Source organism: Serratia sp. JSRIV001, assembly GCF_019968745.1.
Lineage (GTDB): Bacteria > Pseudomonadota > Gammaproteobacteria > Enterobacterales > Enterobacteriaceae > Chania > Chania fonticola_B.
This window is the reverse complement of the sequence record NZ_CP074147.1, coordinates 965,280-982,371: the sequence shown is the minus strand read 5'-3', so window position 1 is coordinate 982,371 and position 17,092 is coordinate 965,280. Positions and strand designations below refer to the sequence as shown.

Annotated in this window: 18 protein-coding genes; 7 read left to right on the top strand and 11 right to left on the bottom strand. The window is 55.8% G+C overall.

The genetic code is table 11. From position 1 onward, the window contains the following. Nucleotides 1-7 precede the first annotated feature (7 nt). Complete coding sequence (gene ispD, locus KGP17_RS04360; protein ID WP_223498902.1) at nucleotides 8-715, bottom strand: 2-C-methyl-D-erythritol 4-phosphate cytidylyltransferase; 708 nt, start codon at nucleotides 713-715, stop codon at nucleotides 8-10. A gap of 3 nt (nucleotides 716-718) precedes the next feature. Then, nucleotides 719-1,039 carry a cell division protein FtsB gene (gene ftsB / locus KGP17_RS04355; RefSeq protein ID WP_094982114.1) on the bottom strand — a complete coding sequence of 107 codons (321 nt, stop codon included), beginning with the start codon at nucleotides 1,037-1,039 and terminating at the stop codon, nucleotides 719-721. A 392-nt stretch (nucleotides 1,040-1,431) separates the two neighbouring features. On the opposite strand from ftsB, the gene KGP17_RS04350 reads away from it, so the two are divergent. The 3 genes from KGP17_RS04350 to KGP17_RS04340 all read left to right on the top strand — a co-directional run bounded on the left by KGP17_RS04350 (nucleotide 1,432) and on the right by KGP17_RS04340 (nucleotide 3,759). Beyond that, the gene (locus KGP17_RS04350; protein ID WP_223498901.1) at nucleotides 1,432-2,202 is read left to right on the top strand and encodes a basic amino acid ABC transporter substrate-binding protein; all 771 of its coding nucleotides are present in this window, start codon (nucleotides 1,432-1,434) and stop codon (nucleotides 2,200-2,202) included. 83 nt (nucleotides 2,203-2,285) lie between these two features. Continuing rightward, on the top strand, nucleotides 2,286-3,053 hold the full coding sequence (locus KGP17_RS04345) for an amino acid ABC transporter permease (protein WP_059199800.1): 768 nt from the start codon (nucleotides 2,286-2,288) through the stop codon (nucleotides 3,051-3,053). Then, nucleotides 3,037-3,759 (top strand): amino acid ABC transporter ATP-binding protein, encoded by a 723-nt coding sequence (locus KGP17_RS04340; RefSeq protein ID WP_059199799.1) that lies wholly within the window; start codon nucleotides 3,037-3,039, stop codon nucleotides 3,757-3,759. Before KGP17_RS04345 ends, KGP17_RS04340 begins: the two co-directional genes overlap by 17 nt. Nucleotides 3,760-3,807: 48 nt before the next feature. On the opposite strand, the gene KGP17_RS04335 is transcribed toward KGP17_RS04340, so the two are convergent. From KGP17_RS04335 to cysG, 5 genes are all read right to left on the bottom strand, one after another. Beyond that, nucleotides 3,808-4,125: a DUF3561 family protein gene (locus KGP17_RS04335; protein ID WP_059199798.1), complete on the bottom strand. Its 318-nt coding sequence runs from the start codon at nucleotides 4,123-4,125 to the stop codon at nucleotides 3,808-3,810. A gap of 88 nt (nucleotides 4,126-4,213) precedes the next feature. Next, complete coding sequence (cysC, locus tag KGP17_RS04330; protein ID WP_223498900.1) at nucleotides 4,214-4,831, bottom strand: adenylyl-sulfate kinase; 618 nt, start codon at nucleotides 4,829-4,831, stop codon at nucleotides 4,214-4,216. Between the two features lies 1 nt (nucleotide 4,832). After that, complete coding sequence (gene cysN / locus KGP17_RS04325; RefSeq protein ID WP_059199796.1) at nucleotides 4,833-6,263, bottom strand: sulfate adenylyltransferase subunit CysN; 1,431 nt, start codon at nucleotides 6,261-6,263, stop codon at nucleotides 4,833-4,835. A gap of 12 nt (nucleotides 6,264-6,275) precedes the next feature. Further along, nucleotides 6,276-7,184: a sulfate adenylyltransferase subunit CysD gene (gene cysD / locus KGP17_RS04320; RefSeq protein ID WP_024485711.1), complete on the bottom strand. Its 909-nt coding sequence runs from the start codon at nucleotides 7,182-7,184 to the stop codon at nucleotides 6,276-6,278. Between the two features lie 10 nt (nucleotides 7,185-7,194). Beyond that, nucleotides 7,195-8,625 (bottom strand): siroheme synthase CysG, encoded by a 1,431-nt coding sequence (cysG, locus tag KGP17_RS04315; protein ID WP_094982117.1) that lies wholly within the window; start codon nucleotides 8,623-8,625, stop codon nucleotides 7,195-7,197. Nucleotides 8,626-8,956: 331 nt separating this feature from the next. Here cysG and KGP17_RS04310 point away from each other — a divergent pair, with 331 nt between their 5' ends. From KGP17_RS04310 to KGP17_RS04300, 3 genes are all read left to right on the top strand, one after another. Continuing rightward, complete coding sequence (locus KGP17_RS04310) at nucleotides 8,957-10,039, top strand: aminopeptidase (protein WP_223498899.1); 1,083 nt, start codon at nucleotides 8,957-8,959, stop codon at nucleotides 10,037-10,039. Nucleotides 10,040-10,122: 83 nt separating this feature from the next. After that, nucleotides 10,123-10,398, top strand: a complete 276-nt coding sequence (locus KGP17_RS04305; RefSeq protein WP_024485708.1) for a hypothetical protein — start codon at nucleotides 10,123-10,125, stop codon at nucleotides 10,396-10,398. 13 nt (nucleotides 10,399-10,411) lie between these two features. Next, entirely contained in the window at nucleotides 10,412-10,738 is a 327-nt protein-coding gene (locus KGP17_RS04300) for a type II toxin-antitoxin system RelE/ParE family toxin (RefSeq protein ID WP_223498898.1), read from the top strand. 51 nt (nucleotides 10,739-10,789) lie between these two features. Here the strand turns inward: KGP17_RS04300 and cysH are convergent, their stop codons facing one another. From cysH to cysJ, 3 genes are all read right to left on the bottom strand, one after another. Further along, nucleotides 10,790-11,524, bottom strand: a complete 735-nt coding sequence (gene cysH, locus KGP17_RS04295; protein ID WP_179248794.1) for a phosphoadenosine phosphosulfate reductase — start codon at nucleotides 11,522-11,524, stop codon at nucleotides 10,790-10,792. 162 nt (nucleotides 11,525-11,686) lie between these two features. Then, on the bottom strand, nucleotides 11,687-13,402 hold the full coding sequence (gene cysI / locus KGP17_RS04290) for an assimilatory sulfite reductase (NADPH) hemoprotein subunit (RefSeq protein ID WP_223498897.1): 1,716 nt from the start codon (nucleotides 13,400-13,402) through the stop codon (nucleotides 11,687-11,689). Continuing rightward, nucleotides 13,402-15,204: an NADPH-dependent assimilatory sulfite reductase flavoprotein subunit gene (cysJ, locus tag KGP17_RS04285; protein WP_094982120.1), complete on the bottom strand. Its 1,803-nt coding sequence runs from the start codon at nucleotides 15,202-15,204 to the stop codon at nucleotides 13,402-13,404. Before cysJ ends, cysI begins: the two co-directional genes overlap by 1 nt. Nucleotides 15,205-15,623: 419 nt before the next feature. Here cysJ and queD point away from each other — a divergent pair, with 419 nt between their 5' ends. Further along, nucleotides 15,624-15,983 carry a 6-carboxytetrahydropterin synthase QueD gene (gene queD, locus KGP17_RS04280; protein ID WP_021179400.1) on the top strand — a complete coding sequence of 120 codons (360 nt, stop codon included), beginning with the start codon at nucleotides 15,624-15,626 and terminating at the stop codon, nucleotides 15,981-15,983. A gap of 210 nt (nucleotides 15,984-16,193) precedes the next feature. On the opposite strand, the gene queE is transcribed toward queD, so the two are convergent. Further along, nucleotides 16,194-16,865, bottom strand: coding sequence for a 7-carboxy-7-deazaguanine synthase QueE (gene queE / locus KGP17_RS04275; RefSeq protein ID WP_021179399.1), 672 nt, complete (start codon nucleotides 16,863-16,865; stop codon nucleotides 16,194-16,196). Nucleotides 16,866-17,092: the final 227 nt, after the last annotated feature.

The following is a 17,092-nucleotide window of genomic DNA, read 5'->3' as shown; positions in this document are numbered from 1 at the left end:
CGCTCCTTTAGTTGTTCAACTGAGTCAAATAGAACGCCGCCAGCGCCAAATCCTCTGGCCGCGTCACTTTAATATTGTCCGCACGCCCCGCCACCAGCAGCGGATGATAACCGCAATGCTCAAGCGCCGAGGCTTCATCGGTTACCGTCGCCCCTTCATCCAGGGCGCGTTGCAGGCAGAGTTTAAGCAGTTCCAGCGGGAACAGCTGTGGCGTCAGTGCATGCCACAAATCCTGGCGTTCCACGGTGTGCGAGATGATGCTTTGGCCCACCTGCGCACGCTTCATGGTATCACGCACCGGCGCGGCAAGAATGCCGCCGACCTTACTGTGTGCCGTGATCGCCAGCAACCGCTCCAGATCGTCAGGATGCAGGCAAGGGCGGGCAGCATCATGTACCAATACCCAGTGCGCGTTGCCAGCCAGTTGCAGCCCGACCAGCACCGAATCGGCGCGCTGTTGCCCGCCTTCAGTGACCAACACCCGCGGATCGCTGGCGATCGGTAGCGTTTTAAACTGTTGGTCTTCGGGGCTGATAGCCACGATCACCTGGGTAATACGCGGATGACGTAACAAGGCGTGGATGGCGTGCTCAAGAATGGTTTGATGGCCGATGGTTAAATATTGCTTCGGACAATCGGCCTGCATACGGCTGCCAATACCGGCAGCGGGCAGGACGGCGATCACCTGAGGGGAGGAGCCAATGGATGGATTCATGCGTTACTTCGGTGGGTTGTTCTGTGTGGCAGACGCCGCATTGCGTCCGGAAGATTCAGGCACCAGACGATAGAAAGTCTCGCCGGGCTTGATCATGCCCAGTTCATTACGTGCGCGTTCTTCTATCGCTTCCTGACCACCGTTCAGGTCGTCGATCTCGGCAAACAGCTGATCGTTACGCGCTTTCAATTTGGCATTGCTGCTCTGCTGAGCCGCAACGTCATCATTGACCCGTACATAATCGTGAATACCATTCTTCCCCAGCCACAGCGAATACTGTAACCAGCCAAGCAGCGCCAGCAATAGCAGCGTCAGTTTTCCCATCTCCGCCCCCTAAAAAAAGCGCTTAATCATCCCACAACTTGCCGTTTGACTCCACACCAGCAGCGGCTTTTCACCTGCAGCCCTCAAGCGTAATCAGAACTTCCTGAGTTTAGCGCCTGATTGTCGCCTGAAAGCGGCATTAAATCCAGGCAGGCATAACGTGCACCGCCCCTTGCGTCAGTATGCAGTAAGAATAACTGGATCGATGGCATTTCCACCGACATTTACGCCAATTTTTAAATAATTATTCATATTTAACACTGTTAGCATTTTCATCATCAGGTAGGGGTTGTGTTTTTATTCATGTAAGTTTATTTTTATGCATCTAAAGTGCATAAATAAATCCAATATATAACCTTTACTCAACGACTCAACTTATTCGGGGAATGCTCATGTTAAAACGTTTAGTGCTGATTAGTGCCTGCCTGGCGGCCACTTTTTCCGCGGCTTCCTTTGCCGCAGAACCGACGTATGTTGTCGGCTCCGGCGGTACCTATCGCCCGTTCGAATACGAAAACAGCAAAAAAGAGCTGGAAGGTTTTGATATCGATGTGATCAAGGCCGTCGCCAAAGCGGAAGGTTTCCAGGTGAAGCTGGTAAATACGCCGTGGGAAGGCATCTTTGCCACCTTGAACTCTGGCGACCGCGACATCATCATTTCCGGCATCACCATTACCGACAAGCGCAAGCAGATGGTCGACTTCTCTTCGCCATACTTCCCGGCAGAGCAGGCTATCGTGGTACCGAAAGAGTCTACGGTAGACTCTATCGACGCGCTGAAAACCCTGAAGGTGGGCGTGGTTAACTCCAGCACTGGCGACATCGTGGTTTCCGACGTCTTGGGTAAGAACAGCACCGCCATCAAGCGTTTTGATAACACCCCGCTGCTGCTGCAAGAGCTGTATGAAGATGGCATTGGCGCGGCCGTGGGTGACGTTGGCGTGGCCAAGTTCTATATCAAGACCCACCCGGAGAAAGAGTTCAAGCTGGTGCCAGACGCCAAGTTTGAGCGCCAGTATTTCGGCATTGCGGTGGCCAAGGGCAACGATGAGCTGCGTAACAAGATCAACAGCGGCCTGAAGAAAATCATCGCCGATGGCACCTACGCCAAAATCTACCAGACCTGGTTCGACAGCAACGTCCCTACGCTGCCAGCAGAATAAACCGGCTGTAAATAGGGGCACAATTGACTGTGCCCCTACGCATTAGACCCACAAGTTCGCACTACCACCGTAAGGATTCTATTTTGTCAGCATTCCGTTGGGAGATCATTGAGGAATACGCTCCGCTGTTTATGGAGGGTGCCTGGATGACCATCAAATGTACCATCATCTGCGTGATCCTGGGCACCACCTGGGGGCTGCTCCTCGGGTTAGGCCGCCTGGCGCAGGCACCGCACGGCATCTGGAAACCGATCCTGCACTATTGCGTGCAATGGCCGGTGCGCATCTACATCAGCGCCTTCCGGGGCACACCGCTGTTTGTGCAAATCATGGTGGTCCACTTCGCGCTGGTGCCGCTGTTTATCAACCCGCGTGACGGCCTGCTGGTCAGCAACGGTTTGATGAGCGTCGACTTCGCACGCGCATTACGTTCCGATTACGGTGCCTTCCTGTCTTGCGTAGTCGCCATCACGTTGAACGCCGGTGCTTACGTCTCGGAGATATTCCGTGCCGGGATCCAGTCGATCGACCGCGGCCAGATGGAGGCTTCACGCTCGTTGGGGATGGGCTACGGCAAGACCATGCGTAAGGTGATCCTGCCGCAGGCCTTCCGCCGCATGCTGCCGCCGCTTGGCAACAACGCCATCGCCATCGTCAAGGATTCGTCCCTGGCCTCCGCGATTGGTCTGGCGGATCTGGCTTATGCCGCGCGTACCGTTTCCGGCGCGTACGCCACCTACTGGGAGCCCTATCTGACTATTTCAGTGATCTATTGGGTCATCACCTTCCTGCTCTCGCTGATGGTGCAACACATGGAAAAAAGGTTCGGTAAAAGTGATTCGCGTACATAACCTGCAAAAACAATTTGGCGAAGCCCACGTGCTGCGCGGGATCTCCTGCCAGATCGCGCCGAAAGAAGTGGTATGCATTATCGGCCCTTCCGGCTCCGGTAAAAGTACCTTTCTGCGCTGTATCAACGCGCTGGAGACGCTCTCGGGCGGTGAGATCGACGTCAATGGCTTTGCCATTCACGATCAGAAGACCGATCTGAACAAGATGCGTGAAAGCGTGGGCATGGTATTCCAACGCTTTAACCTGTTCCCGCATATGACGGTGTTGGAGAACATCATCATGGCGCCGATGGACGTGAAAAAACTGCCTCGCAGCGAGGCTATTGAACGTGCAGAGGTGCTACTGAATAAAGTGGGCCTGCTGGACAAAATCGATGCCTATCCCAGCAGCCTGTCCGGCGGGCAGCAACAGCGTGTCGCCATCGCCCGCGCATTGGCGATGGAACCGCAAATCATGCTGTTTGATGAGCCTACCTCGGCGCTGGATCCGGAGTTGGTCGGGGAAGTGTTGGCGGTGATGAAGGCGCTGGCTCTTGAAGGCATGACCATGGTGGTAGTAACCCATGAAATGGGCTTCGCCCGCGAAGTGGCCGACCGGGTGCTGTTTATCGATCAGGGGATCATTCAGGAAGAAGGCACACCGGAGCACATCTTCGGTAACCCGACCAATCCGCGCACCCAGGCATTTTTAAGCAAAGTTTTGTAACCTTCGGCACCGCTTTGACATCTCTTGGGCGCACTGGCGCCCTTTTTATTACCAGCCACTCAGAAAGCTGAACACCAGCCAAAACAGACAGATGACGGTGATACCGGTCAGCAGCAGCGTGAGGAACAAACGCCCGCGCAGCACCACGCTGAAGACAATACCCAGCAGCACCGAGGCTGGCATCAAAGCCAGGAAAAACGGCCAAGTATAAAGAAGGAAAAACAAGGTGTTAGAACCGTAAACTATAAAAGGCACGGTAAACGCCAGCCAATAGAAGACAAAGCCGCTGGTGCCGCCCAAAAAGGAGTACGAGGGTTCCTCTTGCTCGAGTTGGCTATCAATCACTAGTGGCGTGGCATTTTGCATAGCGTTCCCTGGTCTATTGGCTCGCTCTGCGGCGACTTGCTAGAGTAAAAAGCGCGTAGCTCGATCACGCCACGCGCTTTTTGCGAATTCAGGGTTTGATAATAGCCTGACCACGCAGCAGGTCTAACAATTGCGCGGTCAAATTTGTTACCAATTGTTCACCATTAAGCCGGATATCCGGCCGTTCCGGCGCCTCGTACACCGAATCGATACCGGTGAAATTACGCAACTCACCGGCGCGGGCCTTTTTGTACAATCCTTTCGGATCGCGAGCCTCACAAATCGCCAGCGGGGTGTCGACAAACACTTCGATAAACTGTCCCTCGGCCAACATTTCCCGCACCATCTGCCGTTCGGCACGGTGCGGTGAGATAAACGCCGTCAACACCACCAGCCCAGCATCCACCATCAGCTTGGCCACTTCCCCCACCCGGCGGATATTCTCGCGCCGATCGTCGTCGGAGAATCCCAAGTCGCGGCACAGGCCGTGGCGCACATTGTCACCATCCAGCAGATAGGTACTGACCCCCAACTGATGCAGCGCCTGCTCCAGCGCGCCAGCCACGGTCGATTTCCCCGAACCAGACAGGCCGGTAAACCATAGCACCACACCCTGATGGCCGTTCGCTGTTTCACGCTCCGCACGCGTAACCGCATGCGGGTGCCACACAACGTTTTCGTCTTTCGCTAACTCAGCCTCGGCCACGTTAATTCCCCTTCAGCAGGTCACGCGCACCCCAGTGTGGGAAATGCTTGCGTACCAAGGCGTTCAGCTCCAGTTCAAAGGCGCTGAAATTGCCCGCCGCTGCCGGATTATCCTGCTGCAAGGCTTCGCGGATCAACCCCGCGCCAACCGTGACGTTGGTCAAACGATCGATAAAGATCAGGCCGCCGGTATCATGATTTTGTTGATAGCTGTCCAGCACCAGCGGTTCGTCGAAGGTCAGCTCCACCAGCCCAATGCCGTTCAGGGGCAACACGTCGGCCTGATGCTGCGCCAGCGAGTTGATCTCCACCTGATGGCGAATGCTCTCAACGCGGGCGCGAGTTTTCTTCCCGGCTACCTTGATGTCGTAGCTTTGGCCCGGTAACAACGGCTGTTCTGCCATCCATACCACGTCCGCCAAGGCGCTTTGCGTGGCCTGTAGGGTTTCGCTGGCATCCACCAGCAGGTCGCCCCGGCTGATGTCGACTTCATCTTTCAGCACCAGCGTGATCGCTTCACCCGGCCCCGCCTCCTGCAGATCGCCATCAAAGGTCACGATGCGCGCCACGGTGGATTCAACGCCAGACGGCAGCACCTTGATGCGCTGGCCCACGCGGACCACACCGGCAGACAAAGTCCCGGCATAACCGCGGAAATCGAGATTCGGGCGGTTGACGTATTGTACCGGGAAGCGCAGCGGCTGATGTTCACGCTCGCTGATGACATCCACACTTTCCAACACCTCCAACAGTGTCGGGCCGCTATACCAAGGCATCTGTATGCTCTGGCTAGCAACGTTGTCACCGTCCAGTGCCGACAACGGGACGAATTTAATCTCCAGGTCGTTGGGCAACTGCTCGGCGAAGCTCAGGTAATCCTGTTTGAACTGTTCAAACACCGCCTGGCTGTAATCCACCAGGTCCATTTTGTTCACCGCCACCACCAGGTGGCGAATACCGAGCAGCGTGGCGATAAAACTGTGGCGACGGGTCTGATCCAGCACGCCTTTGCGCGCATCGATCAGCAGGATCGCCAAGTCGCAGGTCGAGGCACCGGTAGCCATATTGCGGGTGTACTGCTCATGCCCCGGCGTATCGGCGATGATAAATTTGCGCTTTTCGGTCGAGAAATAGCGGTAGGCCACGTCGATGGTAATGCCCTGCTCACGTTCTGCCTGCAGGCCATCCACCAGCAAGGCCAGATCGAGCTTCTCCCCTTGGGTGCCGATGCGTTTACTGTCGGTATGCAGGGTTGAGAGCTGATCTTCGTAGATCTGGCGGGTATCGTGCAGCAAGCGGCCAATCAGGGTGCTTTTACCGTCGTCCACGCTGCCACAGGTCAGGAAACGTAGCAGGCTCTTGTGCTGCTGCGCGTGCAGGTAGGCTTCTACCCCGCCCTGTTCGGCGATTTGTTGTGCAATAACGTTGTTCATTCCGGCGGCTCCTTAGAAATACCCTTGGCGCTTTTTCAGCTCCATCGAACCGGACTGATCGCGGTCGATCATGCGGCCCTGACGTTCGCTGGTGGTAGAAACCAGCATTTCCTCGATGATCTCCGGCAGCGTCTGCGCAGAAGAATCCACCGCGCCGGTCAACGGCCAGCAGCCGAGGGTACGGAACCGCACCATACGCTGGCTGATCACCTCACCCGGTTGCAGATCGATACGATCGTCATCCACCATCATCAACATGCCGTCGCGTTCCACCACCGGGCGCGGTTTGGCCAGGTAGAGCGGCACGATGTCGATCTTCTCCAGGAAGATATATTGCCAGATATCCAGCTCGGTCCAGTTCGACAGCGGGAACACGCGGATGCTCTCGCCCTTGTTGATCTGGCCGTTATAGTTGTGCCAAAGCTCCGGGCGCTGGTTTTTCGGATCCCAGCGGTGGAAGCGATCGCGGAAAGAATAGATGCGCTCTTTGGCGCGGGATTTCTCCTCGTCGCGGCGGGCACCACCGAAGGCGGCGTCAAAACCGTACTTGTTCAGCGCCTGCTTGAGGCCTTCGGTTTTCATGATATCGGTGTGCTTGGCGCTGCCGTGGACAAACGGGTTGATCCCCATAGCCACCCCTTCCGGGTTTTTGTGGATCAGCAGCTCGAAACCGTACTCTTTGGCGGTACGATCGCGGAATTGGTACATTTCGTTGAATTTCCAGCCGGTATCCACATGCAGCAGTGGGAACGGCAGCGTGCCCGGGTAGAACGCCTTGCGTGCCAGATGCAGCATCACCGAGGAGTCTTTACCGATGGAATAGAGCATCACCGGATTGCCGAATTCGGCGGCCACTTCACGGATGATATGGATGCTCTCCGCCTCCAATTGCCGCAAATGAGTGAGTCGTTTTTGGTCCATAACAGATCCTTTAAGCCAAATTCACGACGGCCGGGCGCGCTGCCACTGCCGTCTGCGATTGATGCCCAAACCAGGCGATTTGATGGTGTAATTCCACCACCTCACCGATCACCAGCAGCGCCGGTAACGGGGCCTGCCGAGTTAATTGTTCCAACTGTTGTAAGGTGCCAGTCTGCACCTGCTGATCGGCCCGCGTCCCCCGGCTGATCACAGCGACTGGCGTGCTCGCATCACGGCCATGGGCAATCAGGTTGCGGCTGATATCCGCCGCCTTCATCGTACCCATGTAGATCGCCAACGTCTGACGCGCCCGCGCCAGAGCAGGCCAATCCAAGCCGTCGTCATCGTCACGGCAATGGCCGGTAATAAAGGTCACGCTTTGGGCGTGATCGCGGTGCGTTAGCGGAATACCGGCATAGGCCGTAGCCCCTGCTGCGGCGGTTACGCCCGGCACTACCTGGAAGGGGATCCCGGCAGCGGCGGCCACCTGTAACTCTTCGCCACCCCGGCCAAAGATAAAGGGATCGCCACCTTTTAACCGCACCACCCGCTTCCCTTGCTGCGCCAGTTCCACCAGCAGGCGATTGGTCTCTTCCTGGATCACCGAGTGCGCACCGGCGCGTTTGCCCACGCAGATACGTTCGGCGTCGCGACGCACCAAATCCAGCGTCTCTTCACTCACCAGGTGATCGTAAAGCACCACGTCGGCCTGCTGCATCACCTGCAGCCCGCGTAGGGTCAACAAGCCGACATCGCCCGGGCCTGCCCCGACCAGTGCGATCTCACCTTGCGCCCCCTCATTACCCTGCGCAAAAGCCGTTAAATCCTGTTCCAACTGCTGCTGCGCCTGCTCCGTCTGGCCATTCGCCACCAACGTCGCGAAACGGCCGTTGAAGGTTTTCTCCCAGAAACGTCGTCTGGTCCCGATGGAAGCCAGCCGTTGCTTCACTTTGCCACGCAACCCTCCGGCCAGTTCCGCCATCTGCCCCAGGCTGGCGGGCAATAACGCTTCCAGCTTCTCACGTAACATCCGCGCCAATACCGGAGCTTGGCCGCTAGATGACACGGCCACCACCAACGGTGAGCGATCGATAATTGACGGGAAGATAAAGGAGCAGCGCGGTTGGTCATCCACTACGTTGGCCAGCACGCGGCGCTTATCCGCTTCGGCATACACCTCGGCGTTCAGCACGCTATCGTCGGTAGCGGCAATCACCAGAAAGACGTCGTCTAACTGCTGCGGCACAAAGTTCTGCCCCAGCCACTCAACGCGCCCTTGCAGGTGTTGGTGCTCCAGCTCTTCTGAGAGCGCCTGCGCCGCGATCCGCACCTGCGCCCCTGCGCGTAGCAGGAGGTCGACTTTGCGTGCAGCCACTTCGCCGCCGCCAACCACCAGCACAGGGCGGTGTTTCAGGTCGGCAAATATTGGTAGATAGTCCACAACGGCCTTTTCATATAACAGATTGATAGGGTGACTATACGGCGTGCGATTTGCCCCCTGAAATGACGAAAAGGCATGAGATGTTCTTAAAAGGAATAAGGCTGTTGGCATTGCGCCTAACTCGCTGTACGTAATGGGGTTACGGGTGCGGGTTAACAGAGCTTGCTTGATGTTGCCCAATGGTCAAACATGTTCCGCCCCAGGCAGGGATAGCAGCCGTTATCTCAGACAAAAATAGGACGCGAAGAAATTGTCTTATCGGCGCTGGCGTCCCATACTAACTACCGCAAAAATAATCGGCATCACTGCTGTCAGAGAAGGATTTTTAGGTATGTTTTCCCGCTTGTGTCTGAGGGCAGGGCTGTTGTTAGTCGCTCTCGGCAGTGCTGTAAGCGTTTCGGCCGCTACCAAACCCGTAAAAGAAGCCCCGATGGGCCAGTTCGCCGCCAACCAGATCCGCCATATCGCTACCTACTTCCCCGGCCGCATGGCCGGCAGCCCGGCAGAATTACTGGCCGCAGACTACCTGAAACAGCAGTTTACCGAGATGGGCTACCCGGCTGATACCCGTACCTTTGACGCCCGTTATCTCTACACCAATAAAGACACCAGTGAAAACTGGCGCAAGATCAGCGTCACCTCGGTGATTGCAACCAAAAAGGGTGAGCGGCCCCAGCAGGTCATCATCATGGCGCACTTCGATACCTATACCCCGCTAAGCGACGATGAGGTGGATAATAACCTCGGTGGCCTGACGCTGCAGGGGGTCGATGACAATGCCTCCGGCGTGGGCGTGATGCTGGAGTTGGCCAACAGGCTGAAAAACATCCCCACCACCTATACCCTGCGCTTTGTGGCCATGAGTGGCGAAGAGCTGAAGTCAGTAGGCGCTAAAAACTACCTTGGCCGTATGACGCCGGAGGAACGCAAAAACACGCTACTGGTGATTAATCTCGACAGCCTGATCACCGGAGATCGCCTCTATTTCCACTCCGGGCGTAACACCGAGCCGGAAGTGGTGGCCCGATCCCGCGATCGTGCGCTGAGCATCGCCCACCGTTATGGTATTGAGGCGGCCATCAACCCAGGCAGCAAAGGTTTTCCAACTGGCACCGGTTGCTGTTCCGATCAGATCGTCTTCGATAACGCCAAAATTCCGGTGATGGCGGTAGAAGCCACCAACTGGTCGCTGGGGGATAAGGACGGCTATCAACAACGCGCCACCAGCCCTAGCTTCCCGCAAGGCATTACCTGGCATCGTCCGCAATACGACAATCTGCAATATCTGGAAACCCACCTGCCAGGGCGAATCGACAAGCGCAGCCGCGACAGCGTGCGGATCCTGTTACCGTTGGTAAAAGAATGGGTGCAGGCACATCCTGTCCCTGAGCCGAAAAAGAAAAAGAAGAAATAATTGGACGTAAAATCGAGTACAAATTTTGTACTCGACATCTCGGTTAAGTATACTGAGAGAAACCCGTATTCGAGAAAAAACTAATGAGTACGCACAAAACCTTATCGCAACAAGCGACACGAGAGAGTCTCGGTTCACCTGATAGTTTCAAAGGAGGTGTTTGGGTGACTAAAAATGGAACCGCAGAATTATTCGTCCAAACGGCCTTGGAACGACAAGAGGAATTGGCTGCCTGGGAACAGGAGCAGCAAACCCATGCACTGCTAAAACTGGTGCTGAAATCCAAGCAAGAAGTCGCCGAAGGGAAAGTCCTGACTCCTGATGAAGCATTAAAAAGGCTAAGGGCTGCAAGAGGTTAAGGAGTAACCAACCATGTATGAAGTGCGTCTGACCGAAACCGCATTTCAGTGCCTTGCCGATATAGAGTCGTTCAAAACAGCCACTATTGGTTCAGTGGATGCAGGACACTTTGTAGACCAATTGCTCTTGGAAGCTACTGCCACGTTGCGAGAAGATCCCAAGCGCTATCGTTTTAACGCCACTTTGGCTGATTATGGCTTAGGACTACGAGAACGTCTGGATAAACACGAATACCGGACGCTGTATGAAATCACCGGTCATACCTTCGACATCTTGCTGTTTTTGCATACCCGCCAAGATTTGACCCGCGCACTCAGACGTCACATGTTATTGAGCTAGAACTTAATTAGTCGGGCCCTCGCAGAACCCGGTTCGTTAACTATGCGCTCATCAACCTTCGTGCAGACCACACTCGCGCTTCAGGCCGAAGAAGCGGGTTTCTTCCTCGCTCATGCCTTCCTCCCATTTACGGGTGGTGTGGATATCGCCCACCGACAGGTAACCCTGATCCCACAGCGGGTGGTAGCTCAGCCCATGTTCGGTGAGATATTGGTAAATCTGGCGGTTATCCCAGTCGATGATCGGCAGGATCTTGAATACCCCACGCTGCACCGCCAGCACCGGCAGATTGGCACGGCTGCCCGATTGCTCACGGCGCAGGCCGGCAAACCAGGTTTGCGCACCTAGCGTTTCCAGCGCGCGGTTCATCGGCTCAACTTTATTGATTTGGTTGTACTGCTCAATACCCTCTACGCCCTGCTCCCACAGCTTGCCGTAACGCGCCTCTTGCCAGGCTGGTGAATGCTTGGCGCGGAATACCTGCAGGTTCAGGTTCAGTTGGTCGGCCAGTTGGTCGATAAACTGGTAGGTTTCTGGGAACAGGTAGCCGGTATCGGTCAGGATCACCGGGATATCCGGCTTGATGCGCGTGACCAGATGCAGACACACCGCCGCCTGAATACCAAAGCTGGAGGAAAGCACAAACTCCCCCGGCAGATGTTCCAACGCCCAGGCAACCCTCTCCTGTGCCGAAAGCTGTTCCAACTGGCCGTTGACGACCGCCAGTGCCAGCGCCTGCCCGGACTTCGGTAACGCGTTCAGCGCCGCCAGATCCAATTCAGCCATGATGCGATCTCCTGAAAGTGTTGATGTGGCCCCTCACCCTAACCCTCTCCCACAGGGAGAGGGGACCGAAATGTGCCCTCGTCGGCATATCACTCTATACAGCGACCGAAAGGACCGGGGTAAGGAAGACTGGCTGCAGCGTAATAAATGCAGCCGTGCAAGTTATTCCCAGAAATCCTGAGCGGGATCCACCACCGGCCGGATAATCCCGGTACGCACGGTGAAATCGCCAAAGCCTTCGCCAGCGGTGCGCTCTGTTGCCCAACGTCCTACCAGTTGGTCGATGGTTTGCAGGATTTCGTCTTCGTTAATATTTTCCCGATACATGCGGGGAATGCGCGTCCCTTCACGGTTACCACCCAGATGCAGGTTGTAACGGCCAATCGCTTTACCAACCAGCCCAATCTCTGCCAGCAATGCTCGGCCACAGCCGTTCGGGCAGCCGGTGATACGCAGCACTACGTGCTCATCCCCCACGCCATGCCGATGCATGATGCCTTCCACCTTGGTCACAAACTCCGGTAAGAAGCGCTCGGCCTCTGCCATCGCCAGTGGGCAGGTTGGGTAGGACACGCAGGCCATCGAATTCTTGCGCTGCTCGCTGATGCTATCGTCGATCAGGCCATGCTCGCGTGCCAGGGCTTCGATCTTCGCCTTTTCGCTTTCCGGTATGCCAGCCACGATCAGATTTTGGTTGGCTGTCAGACGGAAATCACCCTGATGGATCCTGGCGATCTCGGCCACGCCGGTTTTCAACGGACGGCCTGGATAATCCAGCAGGCGACCGTTTTCAATAAACAGCGTCAGGTGCCAGTGATTATCAACCCCTTTGACCCAGCCGATGCGATCGCCACGGCCGGTAAATTCGTACGGACGCACCGGCGCAAAGGTGATGCCAGCCCGCTTTTCTACCTCGGCGCGGAAGGTATCAACCCCCACCCGCTCCAGCGTATATTTGGTTTTGGCGTTCTTACGATCGGTGCGGTTGCCCCAGTCACGCTGGGTGGTCACTACCGCTTCAGCAACGGCCAGCGTGTGTTCCAGCGGAATATAGCCAAACTCACTCGCCGTACGCGCATAGGTTTTCTTGTTGCCATGCTCGATAGACAGGCCGCCGCCCACCAGCAAGTTAAAGCCCACCAGCTTGCCGTGTTCGGCAATCGCCACAAAGTTCATGTCGTTGGCGTGCAGATCCACATCGTTCTGCGGCGGGATCACCACCGTGGTTTTAAACTTGCGCGGCAGGTAAGTGGCCCCCAGGATCGGCTCTTCGTCCGTGGTCGCGACTTTTTCTTTATCCAGCCACACTTCGGCATAGGCACGGGTACGCGGCAGCAGGTGCTCGGAGATTTTCTTCGCCCATTCGTACGCTTCCTGATGCAGTTCCGACTCCACCGGATTCGAGGTGCAGAGTACGTTACGGTTCACGTCGTTAGCCGTCGCCAGCGCATCCAGCCCCAGGCGGTTCAGCAACTGGTGCACCGGTTTCACGTTACCTTTGACGATGCCATGGAACTGGAACGTCTGCCGGTTGGTGATACGGATGCTGCCGTACAGCGTGCTTTCCGCGGCAAATTTGTCGATCCCCAGCCACTGTTGCGGGGAAATAATCCCGCCTGGCAAGCGGCAGCGCAGCATCATGGCGTGGCGCGGCTCGAGTTTTTGTTCGGCACGTTCGGCGCGAATATCGCGATCGTCCTGTTGGTACATGCCGTGGAAACGGATCAGCAAGAAGTTATCGCCGGTAAAGCCGCCGGTCAGACCGTCTTGTAAATCTTCGGCAATGGTTCCGCGCAGGAAGTTACTCTCTTTCTTCAGACGCTCAGCATCGGTCAGTTTGCCTTCAACCACCAGAGGTCCAGGGTGTTTATCACTCATTAGTAAACGTCTCGCTGATAACGGCGCTCAAGGCGCAGCTCGCTTAAGAATTCGTCTGCCAGCTCGGTATCCATACCACCGTGCTCGGCCACCAGTGCTAACAATGTGTTTTCAACGTCTTTCGCCATGCGGTTGGCATCGCCACAGACATAGATGTGCGCGCCCTGCTGGATCCAGTTCCAGATTTCCGCGCCCTGCTCACGCAGCTTGTCCTGCACGTAAACCTTATGCTGTTGATCCCGTGACCAGGCCAGATCGATGCGGGTTAGCAGACCCTCTTTTACATAGCGCTGCCATTCAACCTGGTACAGGAAGTCTTCGGTAAAGTGCGGATTGCCGAAGAACAGCCAGTTCTTACCCCCGGCACCTTCCGCTTCACGTTGCTGCATAAAGGCGCGGAACGGGGCAATACCGGTACCTGGACCGATCATGATCACCGGCGTTTCCGGGTTGGCGGGCAAACGGAAGTTGTCGTTATGTTCGATAAACACCCGCAGTTCGCCTTCCTCTTCCAGACGATCGGCCAGGAAGCTGGAAGCCCCACCGGCACGGCTGCGGCCATCAATGTCGTAGCGCACCACGCCAACGGTGATGTGCACTTCGTTTTCATTCTCTGCCTGAGAGGAGGCGATGGAGTACAGGCGCGGCGTCAGCGGGCGCAGCAGGCTGAGTAACTGCTCTGCGTTCAGGTCGGCCGGAGCCTGGCGTACCATGTCCACAATCGGGGTGTTATGGGCGTAGTGTTGCAGTTTAGGCTTGTCAGCCAGCAGGCCAATCAGCTTTTCGTCTCGCGACAGCCCGGCATATTTTTCCACGATCGGCGTAGTGTTCTGCGTCAGTTCAAAGTGGCTACGCAAAGCTTCACGCAGCGACAGGGTTTGCCCCTCAACCTCGACCGGTTCGTCGCCTTTCAGCCACAGCAGTTGAACCAGCTCCTCCACCAGCGCCGGATCGTTGTCAAACCATACGCCCAAGGCATCGCCCGGCTGATAGCGCAGGCCGGAATCGCCTAAATCGATCTCTATATGGCGCACATCTTTATCGGAAGCGCGGCCAGTGATCTTTTGCTTGGCCGCCAGTTGCGCGGTCAGTGGTTGTTCTTTGCTGTAGGGGCTGCTGTCCAACTGATCGACCGCACCGCTGGCCAATGCTGCCGGAGCACTGTTTTCCGCTGGTGCTCGAGCCTTCAGGACTTCCACCACCTGCTTGCGCCAGGCGATAGCCAGTTCCTGATAATCCACATCCGCATCGATGCGCTCCACCAGGCGCTCGGCCCCCAGCTCGGCCAGCTTGCTATCAAAGTCTTTGCCGGACTGGCAGAAATTCTCATAAGAGCTATCCCCCAGGCCAAACACCGCAAAGGCGGTTTCATTGAGTTTGGGGGCTTTTTTCGAATGCAGGAATTTGTGCAGCGCCACCGCTTCTTCCGCTGGCTCCCCTTCCCCTTGGGTGGAGGCGACCACCACCAGCAGACGCTCCTGGGCGATTTGCTTGAACTTGTAGTCACCGGCATTCACCAGGGTGACGCTCAGCTTCGCCGCCAGCAGATCGTCGCGTAGCTGTTCGGCCAGACGGCGTGCGTTACCGGTCTGGGAAGCAGAAATCAGGGTGATGCTGGCCGCAGGGGCTGCGGCAACCGGTGCTGAAGCCACGCTTCCCGGCTGCTGATTAACCCTGCCCCAGAAATAACCAGAGAGCCACGCCAGCTGCGTTGGGGAGTACCCGCCAATGACGGCCTGCAAACTCGAAAGCTGTTCGGGGGTCAGCGGGAGCAAAGATGTTGGAGGAACCTGAGTCGTCATCGCGGTACGGATATCCTATGCTTAGCCAGTGTCAGTCGCTGTAATTGTTGTTGTGTAATGTCCTGAAAAGACCAGGAGAGTTTGTAAGGTTACCGAGCGTCATTGCAACGATTAAATAAGGGATAGCAATAATTAATAACCAAAACGACTAAGCAGTTTTCCTGGTAAGGGATAGTGGCTAAATCGTTAGATGTTTATTTTTAATTCATTGTTATTTAATGAGTTAATTTCTCAAAGTTTGAATGACTCGCATTTGAGGTGGATAACGTCCCCCTATCGGCTCAATCCCGCCCAAATAAAAAATGCCAGCAGCGCTACATGCTGCGCCCCTGGATCTCCCCTGAAGCAGCCCAAAAGATAGTAACCAGGGCCGCTTTCCGTTAGTATTCGGCGGTTTTTGAGTCAATGAGGCCGTAATAATGGCAACCACGCTATTTAAAGATTTTCAGTTTGAAGCCGCACACCATCTGCCAAACGTGCCAGAGGGCCATAAATGTGGCCGCCTGCACGGGCATTCGTTTATGGTGCGTATTGAAGTGACCGGGGAAGTAGACGCCCATACCGGTTGGGTGATGGATTTTGCCGAGCTGAAGGCCGCTTTCAAGCCGATTTGGCAGCGCCTGGATCACTATAATCTGAACGATATTCCTGGCTTGGAGAACCCGACCAGCGAAGTGCTCGCCGCCTGGATCTGGCAGCAGTTGAAACCGCAGCTGCCTGAATTGTCGGCAGTGATGGTCAAAGAGACCTGTACCGCAGGCTGCGTATATAAAGGTTAACAGGGCAAGGCTCAGGGTGAGGCGATTGGCTCCGGTGCAATCTCCCTCACCCTAACCCCAAGGAGAGGGAACCGATCGAGTTCGTTGATTGCTCAGCGTTTTACTTTCCTTTCTTGTTCTTACTCCCCTTTTCAGAAGCAGCACGATCCCACCAAAGGCTCCGGGCAGCTCCCTCTCCCTGTGGGAGAGGGTTGGGGTGAGGGGTAGGTCTTAAGCAATATTCAAATACTTATGCGTCTGCATCGAAAGCCGCCAGTTGCGGGCAATGCAGGTCTCAATACACAACCGCGTCGCCTCTTCTTTCTGGCTGATCGGCTGCAAAGCGATAATACGGTGTTTTTCGTCGTGCAACGTTGCCAGCAGCTCATCCAACGCCTCAATATCACGTTCACGCCCGACCGGATGCTTGATCTCATCGGCCCGCATCAGCGCCTGCTCTACTACCTTCAAACCACCGCGCATATTCACTTTGGGTGAAACGGTGACCCAGGTATTGGGGGAACAGAGGACTTCATGGGTGCCACTGGTTTCAATTTGGCAGCCGTAGCCCGCATTCTCAAACAGTTTGGTCAACGGGATCAGATCATAGATGCACGGCTCACCGCCGGTGATCACGATATGGCGCGCGGTATAGCCCTGCTGTTCGACCACCTCCAGCAATTGTTCCGCACTGGCGCTTCCCCAGGCATCGCTCTCGGCAGTTTTCACCAGGATGCGTTGCATATCCACTTCCCGATCGGCGTCCTTTTCCCAGGTGTGTTTGGTATCGCACCAGCTGCATCCCACCGGGCAACCCTGTAGGCGAATAAAAATGGCCGGAACGCCGGTGAAATAGCCTTCGCCCTGCAAAGTCTGGAACATCTCATTAATCGGGTACTGCATCGCTTTCTCAATCTGTCTAGGTAAAGACGCATTATCGCAGATCCCGACCGGGCGACCAAACCTGGAAAAGTGTATTAAATTTTGTCCGTTCGGCGACGACCAGCAGCTTTCTCCGGTTAACCTGCTAATAGGTGACGTTTATTGCAGACTTAACACCACCCCCCTATGTTATCCACCGCTCAAAACAAACATAAAATTAACATTTAAAACGAAAATATTTGACATAA

What these genes read in the sequence shown, in the direction of transcription:
- cysD (WP_024485711.1), bottom strand. Translation starts at nt 7,184, where the DNA reads ATGGACCAAAAACGACTCACTCATTTGCGGCAATTGGAGGCGGAGAGC.
- KGP17_RS04300 (WP_223498898.1), top strand. Translation starts at nt 10,412, where the DNA reads ATGTATGAAGTGCGTCTGACCGAAACCGCATTTCAGTGCCTTGCCGAT.
- queD (WP_021179400.1), top strand. Translation starts at nt 15,624, where the DNA reads ATGGCAACCACGCTATTTAAAGATTTTCAGTTTGAAGCCGCACACCAT.
- cysH (WP_179248794.1), bottom strand. Translation starts at nt 11,524, where the DNA reads ATGGCTGAATTGGATCTGGCGGCGCTGAACGCGTTACCGAAGTCCGGG.
- cysN (WP_059199796.1), bottom strand. Translation starts at nt 6,263, where the DNA reads ATGAACAACGTTATTGCACAACAAATCGCCGAACAGGGCGGGGTAGAA.
- ispD (WP_223498902.1), bottom strand. Translation starts at nt 715, where the DNA reads ATGAATCCATCCATTGGCTCCTCCCCTCAGGTGATCGCCGTCCTGCCC.
- KGP17_RS04310 (WP_223498899.1), top strand. Translation starts at nt 8,957, where the DNA reads ATGTTTTCCCGCTTGTGTCTGAGGGCAGGGCTGTTGTTAGTCGCTCTC.
- cysJ (WP_094982120.1), bottom strand. Translation starts at nt 15,204, where the DNA reads ATGACGACTCAGGTTCCTCCAACATCTTTGCTCCCGCTGACCCCCGAA.
- queE (WP_021179399.1), bottom strand. Translation starts at nt 16,865, where the DNA reads ATGCAGTACCCGATTAATGAGATGTTCCAGACTTTGCAGGGCGAAGGC.
- ftsB (WP_094982114.1), bottom strand. Translation starts at nt 1,039, where the DNA reads ATGGGAAAACTGACGCTGCTATTGCTGGCGCTGCTTGGCTGGTTACAG.
- cysI (WP_223498897.1), bottom strand. Translation starts at nt 13,402, where the DNA reads ATGAGTGATAAACACCCTGGACCTCTGGTGGTTGAAGGCAAACTGACC.
- KGP17_RS04305 (WP_024485708.1), top strand. Translation starts at nt 10,123, where the DNA reads ATGAGTACGCACAAAACCTTATCGCAACAAGCGACACGAGAGAGTCTC.
- KGP17_RS04350 (WP_223498901.1), top strand. Translation starts at nt 1,432, where the DNA reads ATGTTAAAACGTTTAGTGCTGATTAGTGCCTGCCTGGCGGCCACTTTT.
- KGP17_RS04335 (WP_059199798.1), bottom strand. Translation starts at nt 4,125, where the DNA reads ATGCAAAATGCCACGCCACTAGTGATTGATAGCCAACTCGAGCAAGAG.